Below are 17427 nucleotides of genomic sequence, written 5' to 3'. Positions count from 1 at the left end.
CAAAAGGAAAACTAAAAAATAAACATCATGAAAACAAATTTAATTTTAATTATCTTATTTACACTTTTTATTTCCAAATCTGTTTATTCACAAACTTCTTTTAAAGTAGAAATAAAGGGAAAAGGAGATCCTGTTTTATTACTCCCTGGTTTTGGTTGCACAGGCGAAGTATGGAATGAAACGGTAGCAGAACTTTCTAAAACTTATGAATGTCACATTTTTACATTCGCAGGATTTGGTAATGTGCCACCAATTGAAAGTCATTGGCTATCAACAATAAAAGAAGAAATAATTTATTATGTAAAGATTAAAAAATTAAAAAAAGCCACATTAATTGGTCATAGTTTAGGTGGGACTTTAAGTTATTGGTTAGCATCAACAGAAATTGATCTTTTCAAAAAAGTAATTGCAGTTGATGCTTTACCCGCAACAGCAGCTTTGATGATTCCTAATTACAAAGGAGACATTATTCCTTATGACAATCCGCAAAGCAAAATGATGCTGACTATGGAACAAAATGCATTCAATGAAATGAATTCCAAGTCCATTCCTTATATGTGTTTAAACGAAGAAAAACAAAAAATAATCAACGATTGGATGAAAATTGCTGATAGAAAAACCTATGTAAATGGTTATATTGATATGCTTAACTTAGATTTACGTAAAGAAATTGCCAAAATTAAAATACCAGTAGTAATTTTAGCAGCAACATATCCAGATATCAATACAGTACAAAAAACATATAAAGCGCAATTTGAAAACCTAACATCCGTTAAAATTTATTATGCAAATAAATCTGCTCATTTTGTAATGTTTGATCAACCAGAGTGGTTTATTGAAAAAGTAAAATTAGAAATGCAATAAGTTGAGTAAAAAAGAAAAATTTAACGACATATATAGCAAGCATTACACTAAAGTGTTTCGTTTGTGCAAAGGTTATTTTTGTGGAGATATAGCATTAGCTTCTGACGCTACTCAAGATATTTTCATTAAAATATGGGAGAATTTAGACAAATTCCGAAATGAATCAAGTATTAGCACATGGATTTATAGAATAGCCGTAAATACTTGCCTTCTTTATTTACGAAAATCATCCTCCAAAAAAGAAATTAGGACGGATATTCTACCTCAAATCATTTCAGAAACATATTCGAACGAAAAAGAAGAACAACTTCAACAAATGTATCAATGCATACAAAAACTTGAAGAAACAAACAAAATGATCATTCTGATGATCTTAGAAGGAATAGAATATCTAGAAATATCAGAAGTAGTTGGAATAACCGAAGAAACACTTCGCGTTAGAATTCATCGAATTAAAAAAAGTTTAACTCAATGCGTACAAAATGAAAACATTTGAAGACTTACAAACTATTTGGAATCAGCAAACTAAAGCCAGTTCAAATCCTACTGCCAATGACATTATTAAAAAAGCAGAGGCACATACTAAAAAAATTAACCGTAATCATTTTTGGACTAGTGCCATTTTAAGCCTAACCTCCCTAATATTAATTTCGTATTATATTATAATGGATGCCTATATGCAAACGACATTAAATTTGGGCTTAAGTATAATGATTGGAATGCTCTTACTACGAATACTAATAGAAAGAATTAGTGTCTCAAAATTTAATGCTATCAAAACAGATGTTTCATTAATTGAATACAGTAAACTGACACATCAATTTTATCAATGGAGAAAAAAAATTCATTATATACTTACTCCAATAGTATACGTAACTTATATCGTGGGTTTCACACTCTTACTACCCGTATTTAAAGAAAACTTATCCAAAGGTTTTTACCTCTATATACTAATAAGTGGATTTGGTTTCTTGCTCATTTTTGGATACTTTATCCTGAAAATAATTAAAAAAGAAATGCAACTTTTAGATTTCTTAAAAAACATCTCTTAAACAAAAAACACCTTTCAAGTTTGAAAGGTGTTTTTTGTTTATTTATTCTAAACTTAAAGTAACCTGACCATCATCATCCAGATGAATGTCAGCATCATCAGCATTGGTTTCGTCTTGTACTTCTATTTCTTCCGGAATAATTTCCTCAGGAGCTTCATACGGTAAGGGTTCTAATAAATTCACTTGTTTCAACTTATCCGTTGTCAATTGATTTCCAAGGGCTTTAAATCCTTTTACGGCAATGAAAGACTCAATATCTACGGTCATATTTTCTTTTTGAACTCCTTTTACCTTCGTGAAAACTAATTCGGCTACAGGACGATAATCCGTTGCTACGATTTCTAATCTCGAATTAGGATGCTCGGTAATAAAACTTTCCTCTTTATTTTCGGTTTCTACCAAGAAACGTTTGATATAATATCTCTCTTTATCACCATCATAATAAATAGCGGAAATTGGTTTTTTAGGAACCCATTTTTCTAAAACAATCATATCTTCATCAAAGTGTGTTGTCAATTCGGGCGTAATGACTTTTATTTTTCCAGCTTGCGAAATCACTAAAATTTTGTCGCTCGGCCTAAATTCGCCCAACAACTCTCCCCTAGCGTCTACGTTCAATCGTTGTACAGTATCATCAAACCAAACCTTTCTTGGCAATAACGTTGAGATTCCTTTCTCCTTCAATTCGATTTTCTTGATTGGATATTTGGTTACCAGATTCCCTTTGGAAGCACGTCCTTTAATGGCCAAAGCAGCAAAGTCAATGTCGAATTTCAATTTTTTAACACTTCCCACTTGACGTAATAAAATCGTGATTACCTCAGCTTCTCCATTCGGATTACAAGAAAAATACAAGGTTTGTGAACCCGCAGTTTCATTGGTCAAATCATACGATTTGTCACGAGTAACGCCCGAAACATTGAATCGCTTGATATACGATGGGCCTGATTTTCCGTCGCGGTAAATCATATTATAAATGGTACGTTTATCACTTTTGTCAAAAATGGCAATATGAATAATGTCTTTCCCAACAAAGGTTTTGGCATCGACTTTAGTAATCATCATTTTCCCATCTCGAAGAAAAACAATTACATCGTCAATATCGGAACAATCGGTAACGTATTCGTCTTTTTTCAAGCTTGTACCTACAAAGCCTTCTTCTCTATTTACGTATAATTTGGTGTTTCTTAAAACAACTTTCGTAGCTTCGATATCATCAAAAATACGCAACTCGGTTTGGCGTTCCCTACCTTTTCCGTATTTCTCTTTTAATCGGGTAAAGTATGCTATCGCAAAATCGATTATATGGTCCAAATCATATTTTACTTGCTCAATGCTACCTTCTAAAGCTTCGATTTTATCCTGTGCTTTATTGCTGTCGAATTTCGAAATACGCATAATTCGAATATCCAATAACCTCAAAATATCTTCTTCGGTTACAGCGCGTTTCAAATTTTGAGTAAACGGTTTTAATCCATCATCAACAGCCTTTATTACATCTTCCCGAGTCGTTTTATCCTCAATATCACGGTAGATTTTATTTTCGATAAAAATACGTTCCAAAGAAAGAAAATGCCATTGTTCTTCGAGTTCACTCAATTGAATCTCGAGTTCACTTTTCAAAAGCTGAACAGTTCGGTTTGTTGAAATTTTCAACATATCAGAAACCCCGATAAACAACGGTTTGTTATCCTCGATCACACAACCCAATGGCGCCACCGAAGTTTCGCAAGCCGTGAAAGCAAACAAGGCATCAATAGTTTTATCCGGAGAAACCCCTGGAAAAAGATGAATTAAGATCTCTACTTCCGCAGCGGTATTATCTTCAATTTTTTTGATTTTGATTTTACCTTTATCGTTGGCTTTCAAAATACTGTCAATCAAAGTCGTCGTATTGGTCGAAAACGGAATCTGTGTAATCACCAACGTATTTTTGTCAAATTGACCAATCTTGGCACGAACCCGAACACGACCACCACGCAATCCATCATTATAATTCGACACATCGGCTATACCTTGTGTCAAGAAATCGGGATATAACGTAAATGGTTTTCCTTTCAGAATTTTAATAGAGGAATCTATCAACTCATTAAAATTATGAGGCAACACTTTTGTCGAAAGACCTACAGCAATTCCCTCAGCTCCAGAAGCCAGTAATAATGGGAATTTTACGGGTAAGTTATTCGGTTCGGCACGACGTCCATCATAAGAAACACCCCAGTCGGTGATTTTTGGAGAATACAATACTTCCAAAGCGAATTTAGACAAACGCGCCTCAATATAACGGGAAGCTGCAGCTCCGTCACCCGTTAAGATATTACCCCAGTTTCCTTGACAATCAATCAATAATTCTTTCTGACCAATTTGAACCATCGCATCACCAATACTCTGATCCCCGTGTGGGTGATACTGCATAGTGTGCCCAACTACATTGGCAACTTTATTGTAACGGCCGTCATCCAACTCTTTCAAAGAGTGCATGATTCTTCGCTGTACGGGTTTGAAACCATCCTCAATCGCAGGAACGGCACGCTCCAGAATTACATAGGAAGCATAATCCAAAAACCAATCTTTGTACATTCCTGTAACTTTGGTAATGGTATCATTTTCATCCTCATCATTTTCGTAAAAATGTTGCCCTTCAAAATGCTTGGCTTCTACTTCAATAATTTCATCAGAATCATTATCATCTTGATTGTCATCATTAGAATGATCTTCTGAATTATTTTCTTCGTTTGCTGGAATTATGTTATCGTCTTCTTCGTCTTTCATTTATTTTGATTCCGAAATTAATTGTATTAAATCTTCTCTGCTTGGCAGAATTGTTTTGTATTTACTGGCAAATATTTGCTCGTTATTTTCAGGCAACGTGTATTCTACTACCAAATCACTTTTGTTTTGACAAAGCACAATTCCTATGGTTTTGTTTTCATCTTCCAAACACATTTCTCTGTCGTAATAATTGACATACATTTGCATTTGTCCTAAATCTTGGTGTTTTAATTCTCCTATTTTTAAATCAATTAGAACAAAACATTTCAATATTCGGTTATAAAAAACCAAATCGATTCGGAAATGTTTATCATCAAAAGTAATTCTGTTTTGTCTGGCTACAAAAGTAAAACCGTGGCCTAATTCTAATAAAAAATGCTCTAATTTATTGATAATTTCTTCTTCCAACTCCGATTCAGAATATTGATGTAATTCAGGCAATCCTAAAAACTCCAAAATATAGGGATCTTTGATAATATCTTTTGGTTTCTCTATAATCTGACCTTTCTCGGAAAGTTTTAAAATTCCTTCTTTATCTCGGCTTAAAGCCAATCGTGTATAAAGTGCCGAATCATATTGGCGTTTTAACTCTCGAACACTCCAATTGTATTTTTCTGATTCAATTTCATAAAAACGTCTTTCGTTTATGTCGTCAATTCGCATTAAGAAAATATAATGCGTCCAAGTCAATTTAAAAAACGAAATCAACAACTGCGCTTTTTGACTTTCAAATTCCCCAGTCAGCGACTGGAAAATTGAATCTTGAGAAATCTGATACACTGTTGCGGATTTCTCAAGATTCAATTTCGTCATCACTGATGACGAAATTGAATATATTTTATAAAATTTTCTCATTCGGTCAAGATTTTCGACAGAAAACCCTTTCCCAAACTCATTAGTCAACTGTTCAGAAAGACCTTTTAATAGTTTCTTTCCATATTCGGCCCTGTCTTTTCCGTTTTGCTCTTCTTCTACAATCATTCTTCCTATTTCAAAATAGGTGTAAACCATTGTTGAATTTACGGTACGAAAAACCTGTTGTCGAGCATTTTGCAATAGTTCGACAACTTGAGAGAATAAAGCTTTATTTTGAATATTTTCTGACACTATATAAACCTTTCTACATTATTTCACTTCTTCCAAAACATCCAACTCCACTTTCAAATTCTTGATGATAAATTCTTGTCTATCAGGAGTGTTTTTACCCATATAAAACGATAATAACTGTTCGATAGAAGTGTTTTTATCCATCATAATAGGATCCAAGCGAATCGTTTCTCCAATAAAATTCTTGAACTCATCTGGTGAAATCTCTCCTAATCCCTTAAATCGAGTGATTTCCGGTTTTGGTTTTAGTTTTTCTATAGCGTCTCTACGTTCTTCTTCAGAATAGCAATAAATAGTTTCTTTCTTGTTCCGAACTCTAAAAAGTGGTGTTTGCAAAATATACAAATGCCCTTCTTTGATTAATTCAGGAAAAAACTGCAGGAAAAAAGTAATCAACAGCAAACGGATGTGCATTCCATCGACATCGGCATCGGTTGCGATTACGATGTTATTGTAACGCAATTTTTCTAATCCGTCCTCAATATCCAAAGCCGCTTGCAATAAGTTGAATTCCTCATTTTCATACACAATTTTTTTGCTCATTCCATAGGAGTTCAAAGGCTTACCACGCAAACTAAAAACCGCTTGGGTATTTACATCACGAGATTTTGTAATCGACCCGGAAGCCGAATCCCCCTCGGTAATAAACAAAGTACTTTCTAAGTTCCTAGCGTTTTTGGTGTCCGGAAGATGCGCACGGCAATCCCTTAATTTTTTATTGTGCAGATTCGCTTTCTTGGCGCGATCTGTGGCTAGTTTACGAATTCCTGATAATTCTTTTCGTTCGCGTTCGGCTTGGAGAATTTTTCGCAACAAGGCATCTGCAGTCGCTGGATGCTTGTGCAAATAATTATCTAATTTTGTTTTTACAAAATCATTTACAAACGTACGAACCGAAGGCATCCCTGGTTCAGAACCCATATCTGTCGATCCCAATTTAGTTTTGGTTTGCGACTCAAAAACAGGCTCCATTACTTTGATGCTTATCGCACTCACTACCGATTTACGTACATCCGAAGCTTCAAAGCTTTTATTATAAAACTCTCTTATCGTTTTTACAATCGCTTCACGATAGGCCGCAAGATGCGTTCCTCCTTGCGTGGTGTTTTGTCCGTTTACAAAGGAGTGGTATTCTTCGCTATATTGAGTTTTGCTATGCGTTAAAGCCATCTCGATATCATCCCCTTTGAGGTGAATAATTGGATACTCTAAATCATCAGCATGAATGGTTTCTTCTAATAAATCTTTAAGACCGTTTTCTGAATAATATTTTTCTCCGTTAAAAATGATCGTCAACCCATTGTTCAAATAACAATAGTTTTTGAGCATTTTGATGACATACTCAAACCTGAATTTATAATTTTTAAAGATCGTCTCATCTGGAATAAAAGACACTTTGGTACCTTTTCTCTTCGTGGTTTCAATAACATCCTCTTCGAGAACCAGATTTCCACCTGAAAACTCCGCTGCTTTTTGTTTGTCATCACGAACAGATTCTACACGAAAATAATGAGACAACGCATTCACCGCTTTTGTCCCGACTCCATTCAATCCAACTGATTTTTTGAACGCCAATGAATCGTATTTACCACCCGTGTTCATTTTGGAAACGACATCAATTACCTTCCCCAATGGGATTCCACGTCCATAATCACGAACGGTAACCGTTTTATCTTTAATGGTTACTTCAATGTTTTTACCAGCACCCATTACAAATTCATCGATACAGTTGTCGAGAACCTCTTTTAATAAAATATAAATACCATCATCTGGCGAAGAACCATCTCCGAGTTTTCCAATGTACATTCCGGGACGCATACGGATATGTTCTTTCCAGTCGAGAGAACGGATATTATCTTCGGTATATTGATTTTGATCTGACATTTTGGGGTTTTATCGAATTTAACTGCGCTCTGTTCGGTCTTTGCTTTCCACAAAGACCTCGAGTGTGCTAATGTAGTGCAAATCGATAAAATTAAAAAGAAGTAGTCAGCAAAGTTATTAAGAATGATATTGACAGGCGAAATTTTAGATTGTAGATTGCAGAATTTAGATTTTTTCTAAAATTCCCTTTTCCATTGATATTGCCATTGCCATTGAAATTAATATTGCCATTTAAAAATTGGCAACAATCTCTTTCAATTGTTTATCCAATTCTGGATTTGAAATAACATTCGATTCAATATCAAAATTATCATCAAAACTAGGCAATGAAAAAACAGCTTTAATTTCGGTTGCAAAACGCGGAAAATTATTTTTGGCAATCTCAAGAACACTTGTCCCACCCCTCGCTCCTGGCGAAGTAGCCATCAATAACATTGGTTTTCCCTGAAAAATTTTTCCGTTTATTCTGGAGCACCAATCCACTGTGTTTTTGAAAGCAGCACTGTAATTTCCGTTATTTTCGGCAAGTGAAACTATCAAAAGATCGGCAGTGGCTATTTTTTCTAAAAATGCTTTCGCCAAAGTATGCTGGCCAATTATTACTTCCTTATCAACGCTGAATAACGGCATTTCATAATCATTTAAATCCAAAACTTCAACTTGGGCATTTTCAAATAAACTAGATGCGTAAGTCGCTAATTTTTTATTAATAGAGTTTTTACTGGGACTTCCTCCGAAGGCTATAATCTTCATGATAATTTATTTTATTTTTAAAAGTAATAAAAATTGGAAGGCCGACTGCACTTATAAAGCTTTTATAAATACAAATGATACATTAAATATCATTTTTTAGTGGTAGAAAAAACAAGGTGTTTTTAACGAATGAACAACCAACTACTTTCATTAACCGCAAATTATCACTTACAATATTTTTTTAATTTAAGATATAATTCATTAGGATTGAATGGCTTTATCACATATTCGTTCATACCAATCACTATAATTTTCTCAAGATCATCATAGGATGACGAAGCTGTTAGTGCTATTATTGGAATTGTTGCCCCCATACTTCTTATAATTTTTGTGGCTTCATACCCATCCATCACGGGCATTGACAAATCCATCAAAATAAGGTCATACGTATTCAGTTTAAATTTCTCGATGGCAACAAGACCGTTTTCTGCAATATCAATTTTCACATTCCATTGCTTCAATATCTTATCGGCTATTTTAACATTAATAAGATTATCCTCAACCAAAAGAACGTATAATCCTTCTAGGTTTTTTTCCTCATAATCGTTATTTAAAATGTTATTGTTTTGCTGAATTTTTTCGGACACAATTGGCAATTCCAAAACGAAACTAAAATTGGAACCAACTCCTATTTCACTTTTTAATTCAATATCTGAGTCTAATAAATTAAGTAATTTTTTGGTTATTACCAAACCCAAACCAGTTCCTCCAAATTGCCTAGACGTCCTTGTTTCGGCTTGGGTAAACTTTTGAAAAATAGAATCAAATTCCTCTAAATCAATCCCTATTCCATTGTCAATCACTTGTACTTTAAAAATAGAATTGCAATCATTTTTTTGAATTTGGTCAATTCTAATTTGCACCAAACCATTTTTGGTAAATTTTACAGCATTCGAAACTAAATTTGTAATGACTTGACCAATTCGTAAAGGATCGGAAATTACGTTTGGCATAAAATTATCATCGATAATTATTTCAATTCGATTTAGATTCTCTGAAGCTCTTACTTCTTGAGATTTCCCTATTTGTACAACTAAATCTTTAAAGTTAAATGGCGTTTTTTCAATATCAATTTTTCCAGCCTCAATTTTATTAAAATCCAGAATGTCGTTTATAAGAAGAAATAAATTTTGCGAAGAATTTTTTAAAACCTCTAGATTTTCCTGAAAACTTTCTAAAGTATTCTCTTTTTCCATTATATAAATCAACCCAATAATTGCATTTAAAGGGGTGCGGATTTCATGGCTCATAATAGACAAGAAATCAGACTTGGCTTCGTTTGCTTTTTCAGCATTCAACTTAGCTTCAAACAACTTATCTTCAAACTCTTTCTTAAAATCAATCTCTCTATTTAAAATATTCAACAAATCGATCAAGTTATCATCCTTATCAAGCTTTATTTCATTATTGTTTAGTTGCTTTATCGATTGAATTAACTTGGTTTGTATATTTTCTTTTTTTTCTAATTCATCTTTTAATTTTTTGTTTATTTCATTGTATTCTATATCATTCAAACGAGAAGATTGCTCAAATAATTCGACATCTTTTTCAAAATTAAAATAAGAATGATTTACAACTTCTATAAAGTGTTGAATGTTTTCATTTTTAGCAATGAAATTATCCGACAAATACTTATTGAGCTGCCTGTTAAGTTGCCTATGTAAGTTCACTTTATCCATTACAATTGTAATTTATACTTCACAAATAGTTGTAACTGTCATTGTCTGATTATGCAATTCACAGGCTACTTTATTAAAGTTTGGAGAAATCTCACCATAAGAATAGAAACCGCAGACCAAAATATTTTCGCCAAAAACTTCTTTTACAACTTCAAGTTCTTCTTCTATCCTATTACCCAACACAATTTTTCTCCCCACACAACTCACCACTAAAGCTAAGCCAGGCACAGTTGATTGCTTTTTATCAATTTGTAATGCTGCATTAGATGCCGCATCAATAAGTTTATCGAGATTCCCTTTCATTAATCGAACAAAGGAACCTTGTGGAATATTCCCGGCAAAAGTCATCGATTTATTTTCTTCATCGATCGATAAAATAGTTCTTACTATCGGAGCTGCATCTTTATTCTCTTTCATCGATAACGGAAAATACAATGATGATCCCGGTAATTCCTTGGCGTATTTACCAAGATATTCTTTGTATAAATCTAATGCAAATCGATCTCCAATTTTATACAACACATTCTTTTTTGAAAGCGTTACTTCTCTTTCTGGGCCAAAGTCACTCCATCCTCCACCAGAGCCAAATCCGAAATGAATCGCATTACCATAAAAACCAATTGCGACTATTTTGCCTTGGGACGCATCATTATTTAAACCAACGATTGTTTTCTCGAATTTATATCCATCGCCAGCCAACCCCCCAAAAATAGGAACAATTCCTTCTGTTTGTTTTATCATTTCGTTTATAAGTTCGGTACCGTTGATAAAACTTCCTTCAGAGAGGATAAGTATTGATTTTAAATCCTCATTAAAAAGAGCATCATTTATAACATCCCCTAATTCTTGAATATTAGAATTTTTTAGAATGTCAATTTCAGAAACTTTTATTGTTGTTTTTTCAAACTCTATTGCGGTGGCAACTATACTGTTTTCAATTAAATTAGCATCAGAAATTTGCCCCGATGAAGAACAAATAACAATCTGCGCTTCTGGATATAACCCCCTTATTTTTTCATAAGGCAATACATCATCTAAAAAAACTCTTTCGCCAAAAGCTAGTACAAAATTTGCTTTTTTAGGATTAAAACCATCAGAAGAAAAAAAAATCCGATTCTCTTCTTTATCATTAATAATGATCTGTTGTAGCTTCATAATAAATTGTTATTTAAGATATTAAGGCACATAAAGAAACAAAAATAATTCTATAAAAACAAAAAAAGCCTACAAAATAACTTTTGTAGGCTTTCTAAATAGACTATACTTAGCTAACTATTCAGCATTAACTACATTATTTAGATTTTTTATAAAATCAGCTCTGTTTTTTTTATTAACTATAAAAGGTTTGTCAGTTGCACCATTTATTTTTATTTCTTTAATTCCAACCTTTCTAATTTGATCAATTTTAACAAGGTGCAAGGTACATTTCCCATCAAAATGACCTCCATCTTCAAGAGTCTCTTTATTGGTTACTATGGTACCGTCTTCAAAAATGGTTGAAATTGTCATTTCTTTATTTAGAGCAGGTTTATAAGCTCCTTTTAACAGTAAAGTTACATGATAAACATCCTGCTTGCTTTTAGACTCAAAAACATCTTTGTTTATAGTGTAATTCAATTTGTTGGCCAAAAGTGGACTACTCTTAGAACAATCCAATTTATAACTGGTTAATCCCCATTCTTTATTTTCTTCTTTAAGAACTTTAAAACTTTGAGCACCTGATAACATACCTGTTAGTAGTATTACAATAGTTAAAATTGATTTTTTCATTTTTTTAATATTTATTAAGTCTAGTAATTTTGTTTCATGTCACAAAGGTAAAACTATTTTAAATTCAATATTGATTAAACACCTGTAATATCGATGAAACACATTCTTTATTAAAAAATATAATTTTTTTCTTATAAGTTTTTTAATTTATTAACCCGTTGGATGTAATCCTGTTTAAATAAAAAACAAACCACATAGATACATAGATTTAGAATTAACAATTAAAGGACGAATAGAAAATAGCACTATTTTTCACATAGATTGACTATGTGAAAAGTAAAACATCTATCAAACTCTTTTCAAAAACTATAAATTCTATGTTTCTATGTGGTAAAAAAACAATTACACCGAACGGATTTTATTAAATATAGAAAAATCTAAACACATCGTTTACCAAACAAAAAAACCTGCAAAATGACTCTTGCAGGTTTCCAATATCTTAATACTTAATACTACTCTCTTACTACTTTTTAGACATTAAATCTAAAGTGCATTACGTCCCCATCTTTAACGATATATTCTTTTCCTTCTACTTTGAATTTACCCGCTTCTTTACATTTGGCTTCTGATCCGTATTGAACGAAATCTTCATAAGCAATCACTTCGGCACGGATGAATCCTTTTTCAAAATCAGTGTGAATCACTCCTGCTGCTTGTGGTGCAGTTGATCCAATATTGATCGTCCAAGCACGCACTTCTTTTACACCAGCCGTAAAATAGGTTTGCTGTTTCAATAATTTGTAGGCTGCACGAATCAAGACAGATGCTCCTGGCTCTTTTAACCCCATATCTTCCAGAAAAACTTGACGCTCTTCGTAGCTTTCCAATTCGGTTATATCTGCTTCAGCACCTACAGAAAGCACAATCACTTCAGCATCTTCGTCTTTGACTAATTCGCGAACCTGATCTACATATTTATTTCCGCTTACAGCAGAACTTTCATCTACATTACAAACGTATAATACTGGTTTTGCAGTAATCAATTGAAAACTTTCTAACAATACTTCCTCATCATTATTTTCAGGAACAACTGTTCTAGCCGATTTTGCCTGCAAAAGTGTTTCTCTGATTCTATCTAAGAGCGCTTTTTCGGTTTGAGCTTCTTTATTACCTGTTTTGGCAGCACGATTAACTTTTTCTAAACGTTTTTCAACGTTTTCAAGATCTTTCAGTTGCAACTCAATATCAATTGTTTCTTTATCACGAATTGGATTTACATTTCCATCAACGTGAACTATATTGTCATTATCAAAACAACGCAAAACGTGAATAATGGCATTACATTCTCTAATATTTCCAAGAAATTGATTTCCTAAACCTTCTCCTTTACTGGCTCCTTTTACCAATCCTGCGATATCTACGATATCAACAGTTGCCATTTGCACGCGTTCTGGTTTTACTAATTCTTCCAATTTTTCCATTCTTGAATCCGGAACGCTTACAACACCTATATTAGGTTCGATAGTACAAAACGGAAAGTTCGCACTTTGCGCTTTTGCATTCGATAGACAATTGAATAATGTTGATTTTCCAACATTTGGTAATCCTACAATTCCTGCTTTCATGGCATATTTTTTTACAAATAACAGTTTCCTGTTAACTGTTTTTAGTAATTCTATTTTTAAAGTTTGCAAATATAAGATATAATGCCATAACTCAGCAAATTTTAAGCTTCCCTTTTCAGTGACCGATTAGTACTTCTGAAGATTTTATGAATTGCAACCTATTTAATATAGGTAGAACTTTAGTCATCATTGTCTATACTCTATTTGTTAGGGTCAGACAAATTCCAAACCACGTCCATCACTATAAATTGAACATTCATAGCTCTTAACAAGCAGTTGGGTAAAATTTTTACAAAAAAAATTACTTCAACAAAATTTAGATATTATTTAACATTATTCTTTTATGATGTTAATATTTTGCTATATTTGGACACAAACAAAACCAATAACCTATCAATTCACAAATTATGAAGAAAATCGCATTACTATTATTCTTTTTACTAAACGCCACATTTATGCTGGCGCAAAAAGAAATTACCGGAGTTGTAAAAGACAAAACAGGTGCTCCTCTACCAGGAGTTAACATTGTTGAAAAAGGAACCACCAATGGAGTTTCGACAAACATGGAGGGTGCCTACAAACTAACGGTACAAGAAGGAGCCTCTATAATTTTTAGTTATATTGGTTACACTACGGTAACAAGACCTGCAACCTCATCTATCATCAATGTAGATTTATCCGAAGAAGGCGGTCAAAATCTAGATGAAGTAGTCGTTACAGGTTCTAGAACAGCCGCAAGGACTAACACAACCTCTGCATTACCTATTGATGTACTGTCCGCAAAAGACCTGACCTCAACTGGACAAGCCTCTTTCGACAAAGCATTACAATACAGGATCCCATCTTTTAATACCGTAAACACACCTGTAAATGATGCCACTTCATTACTTGATCCATATGAAATAAGAAATATGGGACCAAGTAGAACCTTAATCCTTATTAACGGAAAACGTAAAAACTTAAGTGCTTTAGTCTATGTACAAACTTCTCCTGGACGTGGTGAAACAGGAGCTGATATTTCTGCTATTCCAACTGATGCCATCGAAAGAGTAGAGATCCTAAGAGATGGTGCTTCAGCACAATATGGATCTGATGCGATTGCAGGGGTTATGAACATTATCTTGAAAAAGAGCAATAATGCTGGTTCTGCCACTCTTAGAACTGGCGTTACAAGTGAAGGTGATGGAGAAATGTTTGGCCTAACTATTAACAATGGAACAACTGTTGGCGATAGCGGATTTGTAAATTACACTTTAGACTTTTCTAAAACAGAAATGTCAAATCGCCCTGGCACGGTAGATGCTGATGGAGAATTTAATTACTGGGGAGGAACCGCTGCTGGAGTAAATACTTTAACAGACATTAAAAACTATCTATCAAAACATCCTGATGCTAGAAATATCAACGGAGCTCCAGAAACTGCAGCTGCAAAATTTCTTATTAATGGTGGGAAAGACATAAACGATCATACACAATTATACTATAACGCTGCTTATGTTTACAAAAAAGTAAATTCATTTGCAAACTTCAGAACTCCATACTGGAGAACCGCTAATGATTATCCTTATTTACCATCATTGTTCGGTGATGGCACACTAGCTTCATACCAAGGTTATGGCCCAACTTTTGAAGGAGAATTAAATGATTATAACGCAACCATAGGATATAAATTTGAAAAAGACGGTTGGAATGCCGATGCTAGTTTCACAACTGGTGGTAACCAACAAAACTATACCGTTTCTAATTCTCATAACCGCTCGGACATCGATGGTAACCCTGCAACCGATGATTTCATTTATGCAGATCCAACAAACCCAACTGTATACACTGGTCCAATTAGATTTAACCCAGGTGGTGTAGGTTTTACTCATTATGTGGGTAACATTGACATCAGTAAACGAATTTTTGACAACTTCAGTATTGCATTTGGTTCTGAATTTAGAACTGAAACATTTGAAGTTAGAGAAGGAGATGAAGCTTCTTATATTGGCGTAGGAGCAGATTCTTACCAAGGTACCACTCCTGAAAATTCAGGTAAATTCAACCGTTACAACATTGGTTTTTATGCTAGTGCATCATTGGACATAACAAAAGATTTACTATTTGAAGGAACAGTACGTTATGAAGACTATAGTGATTTTGGAAATAAAACAGTTTGGAAATTGAGTTCAAGATATAAATTCCTGGATGACAAAGTTACATTGAGAGGTTCTGTTTCTACAGGATTTAGAGCGCCTACTTTACACCAAATTTATACTCAAAAAGTTCAATCCTCATTTGGTGGGGGGGGGATTCAGTTAGAAGGAATTATAAATAACGTTTCATCTGCTGCTAGATTAAGAGGAGTTCCAAATTTAAAAGCAGAGAGCTCAACCAATTACACTATTGGAGCAGGAATTAAACCAAATAGAAACTTTAGTGCTACTTTAGATTATTACTACATCAGTGTTAAAGACCGTATCGTATTAGGAGATAAAATCACATATAGCCCTGGAAACATTCAGTCATTCTTTACAAATGCTATTGACACTAAAACGTCTGGTTTAGATCTTGTGGCTAATTATAGAAATATAGACTTAGGACCTGGTAAATTAGCCATCAATCTTTCTGGAAACTATACTATTGAGAATGCTTTAGATGGAGCTGTTCGTAATATTGCAAGCGTAGAAGCAGTTGGCCAATCTGTATTTGGTAAAACTTCGGAAGCTTTATTACTTACTTCTCGCCCTGAGTTCAAAGTTATTCTTGGAGCAGACTACGAAATTAGTAAATTCACATTTTCACTAAACAATACTGTTTTTGGACCTGCAAAATTCAAAAATTCAGATTTATACGATAAAAATCTTACTGTTGAGTTCTTAACAAAAATGGTTACTGATTTAGGTATTTCTTATAGAGCTACCGATAAAATCAGTTTAGCTTTAAATATAAATAACTTGTTTAATGTATTACCAGAATGGGAATTAAAGTCAGACGGTTCTGCTGGAGCTGAGGCAATTATGAACAACCCAACAACATTGAAAAATCAAATCAATGATTTAACTTTCAATGGTCGTTACTCTCAAATGACTTACGACGGATCTCATTTCAGTCAATTAGGAACAATGATGAATTTATCTTTAAACTATAAATTCTAAATTAATTTCTAAATAATTTTAAAAAGGGCTGTCGCAAGACAGTCCTTTTTTCGTTTCACATTAATTCCTTAAATTTACACTTAACAATACCTATATCATGGCAAATCTATACGACGGAAAAATGGCAGCTATTTTTGATGCTATGTACCAAACCTTCATCGATTATGATCAAGAATATGTTTTCTATAATGAATTAATACAAGAAAACAATTGCAAAAGCATCCTAGAAATAGGAAGTGGAACTGGAAATCTGGCCAAACGCTTTAAAGAAAACGATCAAGAGTACATAGGTCTAGATTACAGCCAAAGCATGATAGCCATTGCACAGGAAAGGAACAAAAAAAGCCTCTTTATACACGGAGATATGCGTGATTTTGAGCTTACAACTCCTGTAGATGCCATTATAATCACGGGGCGATCCACCAGCTACCTCATTAGCAATGAAGACATCAATAACACTTTTGACTCACTCTATAAAAATTTGAATACACAAGGCGTAATTATTTTTGATTTTATAGATGCCAATCGGTTTATACCTTTCATCAAACAAAACCAAGCCATACTCCATGAAGCTACTTATGAAGGAATAAATTACATCCGAGAAAGTCATTGGAAAACTACGTCACTTGAAAATTTCATGCTCGAATGGAGTGCACAATATTACACTATAGTGAATGATCAAAAAGAAATCATTACGGAGGATCTTTCTACAGTTCGAGTTTTCACATTAAATGAAATCGAACTCTTCTTATATCTCAATAATTTTGAGATTATAAGAACGATAGACCGAAAAACATACGCTTACGACACTTATGTTATTATGGCTAAAAAAAAGATGCTATAA

Annotated in this window: 13 protein-coding genes; 5 read left to right on the top strand and 8 right to left on the bottom strand. The window is 33.5% G+C overall.

The window, feature by feature from the left end:
• Positions 1 to 27 precede the first annotated feature (27 nt).
• Genes DB891_RS08735 through DB891_RS08725 form a run of 3 tightly spaced genes read left to right on the top strand, consistent with a single transcriptional unit; the run spans position 28 to position 1916 of the window.
• Positions 28 to 864: an alpha/beta fold hydrolase gene (locus tag DB891_RS08735; protein WP_116762599.1), complete on the top strand. Its 837-nt coding sequence runs from the start codon at positions 28 to 30 to the stop codon at positions 862 to 864.
• A gap of 1 nt (position 865) precedes the next feature.
• Positions 866 to 1360 (top strand): RNA polymerase sigma factor, encoded by a 495-nt coding sequence (locus DB891_RS08730; protein WP_116762597.1) that lies wholly within the window; start codon positions 866 to 868, stop codon positions 1358 to 1360.
• The gene (locus DB891_RS08725) at positions 1347 to 1916 is read left to right on the top strand and encodes a hypothetical protein (RefSeq protein ID WP_116762596.1); all 570 of its coding nucleotides are present in this window, start codon (positions 1347 to 1349) and stop codon (positions 1914 to 1916) included. The genes DB891_RS08730 and DB891_RS08725 overlap by 14 nt, the downstream gene beginning before the upstream one ends.
• Before the next feature lie 42 nt (positions 1917 to 1958).
• Here DB891_RS08725 and DB891_RS08720 read toward each other — a convergent pair whose 3' ends face one another.
• From DB891_RS08720 to ychF, 8 genes are all read right to left on the bottom strand, one after another.
• Positions 1959 to 4688: a DNA gyrase/topoisomerase IV subunit A gene (locus DB891_RS08720; RefSeq protein ID WP_116762594.1), complete on the bottom strand. Its 2730-nt coding sequence runs from the start codon at positions 4686 to 4688 to the stop codon at positions 1959 to 1961.
• Entirely contained in the window at positions 4689 to 5795 is a 1107-nt protein-coding gene (locus tag DB891_RS08715; RefSeq protein ID WP_116762592.1) for a PDDEXK nuclease domain-containing protein, read from the bottom strand.
• 18 nt (positions 5796 to 5813) lie between these two features.
• Entirely contained in the window at positions 5814 to 7679 is a 1866-nt protein-coding gene (locus tag DB891_RS08710) for a DNA topoisomerase IV subunit B (protein WP_116762590.1), read from the bottom strand.
• Positions 7680 to 7910: 231 nt separating this feature from the next.
• Positions 7911 to 8432 (bottom strand): NADPH-dependent FMN reductase, encoded by a 522-nt coding sequence (locus DB891_RS08705; RefSeq protein WP_116762588.1) that lies wholly within the window; start codon positions 8430 to 8432, stop codon positions 7911 to 7913.
• A 164-nt stretch (positions 8433 to 8596) separates the two neighbouring features.
• Positions 8597 to 10111: a response regulator gene (locus DB891_RS08700; RefSeq protein ID WP_116762586.1), complete on the bottom strand. Its 1515-nt coding sequence runs from the start codon at positions 10109 to 10111 to the stop codon at positions 8597 to 8599.
• A gap of 12 nt (positions 10112 to 10123) precedes the next feature.
• Complete coding sequence (locus DB891_RS08695) at positions 10124 to 11266, bottom strand: FIST signal transduction protein (protein WP_116762584.1); 1143 nt, start codon at positions 11264 to 11266, stop codon at positions 10124 to 10126.
• Between the two features lie 117 nt (positions 11267 to 11383).
• On the bottom strand, positions 11384 to 11881 hold the full coding sequence (locus DB891_RS08690) for a hypothetical protein (protein WP_124019508.1): 498 nt from the start codon (positions 11879 to 11881) through the stop codon (positions 11384 to 11386).
• A 470-nt stretch (positions 11882 to 12351) separates the two neighbouring features.
• Positions 12352 to 13446, bottom strand: a complete 1095-nt coding sequence (gene ychF, locus DB891_RS08685) for a redox-regulated ATPase YchF (protein ID WP_116762709.1) — start codon at positions 13444 to 13446, stop codon at positions 12352 to 12354.
• A 407-nt stretch (positions 13447 to 13853) separates the two neighbouring features.
• On the opposite strand from ychF, the gene DB891_RS08680 reads away from it, so the two are divergent.
• On the top strand, positions 13854 to 16583 hold the full coding sequence (locus DB891_RS08680; RefSeq protein ID WP_116762579.1) for a TonB-dependent receptor: 2730 nt from the start codon (positions 13854 to 13856) through the stop codon (positions 16581 to 16583).
• Between the two features lie 97 nt (positions 16584 to 16680).
• Positions 16681 to 17427, top strand: a complete 747-nt coding sequence (locus DB891_RS08675) for a class I SAM-dependent DNA methyltransferase (RefSeq protein WP_116762577.1) — start codon at positions 16681 to 16683, stop codon at positions 17425 to 17427.

The sequence above is a fragment of the Flavobacterium laiguense genome, assembly GCF_003097655.1.
In the GTDB taxonomy this organism is placed as follows: domain Bacteria; phylum Bacteroidota; class Bacteroidia; order Flavobacteriales; family Flavobacteriaceae; genus Flavobacterium; species Flavobacterium laiguense.
This window is presented reverse-complemented; position numbering and strand designations above follow the sequence as displayed.

Excerpts from the sequence above, each read along its gene's own strand:
- DB891_RS08735 (WP_116762599.1), top strand. The coding sequence starts at position 28 with ATGAAAACAAATTTAATTTTAATTATCTTATTTACACTTTTTATTTCC.
- DB891_RS08725 (WP_116762596.1), top strand. The coding sequence starts at position 1,347 with ATGAAAACATTTGAAGACTTACAAACTATTTGGAATCAGCAAACTAAA.
- DB891_RS08720 (WP_116762594.1), bottom strand. The coding sequence starts at position 4,688 with ATGAAAGACGAAGAAGACGATAACATAATTCCAGCAAACGAAGAAAAT.
- DB891_RS08710 (WP_116762590.1), bottom strand. The coding sequence starts at position 7,679 with ATGTCAGATCAAAATCAATATACCGAAGATAATATCCGTTCTCTCGAC.
- DB891_RS08705 (WP_116762588.1), bottom strand. The coding sequence starts at position 8,432 with ATGAAGATTATAGCCTTCGGAGGAAGTCCCAGTAAAAACTCTATTAAT.
- DB891_RS08700 (WP_116762586.1), bottom strand. The coding sequence starts at position 10,111 with ATGGATAAAGTGAACTTACATAGGCAACTTAACAGGCAGCTCAATAAG.
- DB891_RS08695 (WP_116762584.1), bottom strand. The coding sequence starts at position 11,266 with ATGAAGCTACAACAGATCATTATTAATGATAAAGAAGAGAATCGGATT.
- DB891_RS08690 (WP_124019508.1), bottom strand. The coding sequence starts at position 11,881 with ATGAAAAAATCAATTTTAACTATTGTAATACTACTAACAGGTATGTTA.
- ychF (WP_116762709.1), bottom strand. The coding sequence starts at position 13,446 with ATGAAAGCAGGAATTGTAGGATTACCAAATGTTGGAAAATCAACATTA.
- DB891_RS08680 (WP_116762579.1), top strand. The coding sequence starts at position 13,854 with ATGAAGAAAATCGCATTACTATTATTCTTTTTACTAAACGCCACATTT.
- DB891_RS08675 (WP_116762577.1), top strand. The coding sequence starts at position 16,681 with ATGGCAAATCTATACGACGGAAAAATGGCAGCTATTTTTGATGCTATG.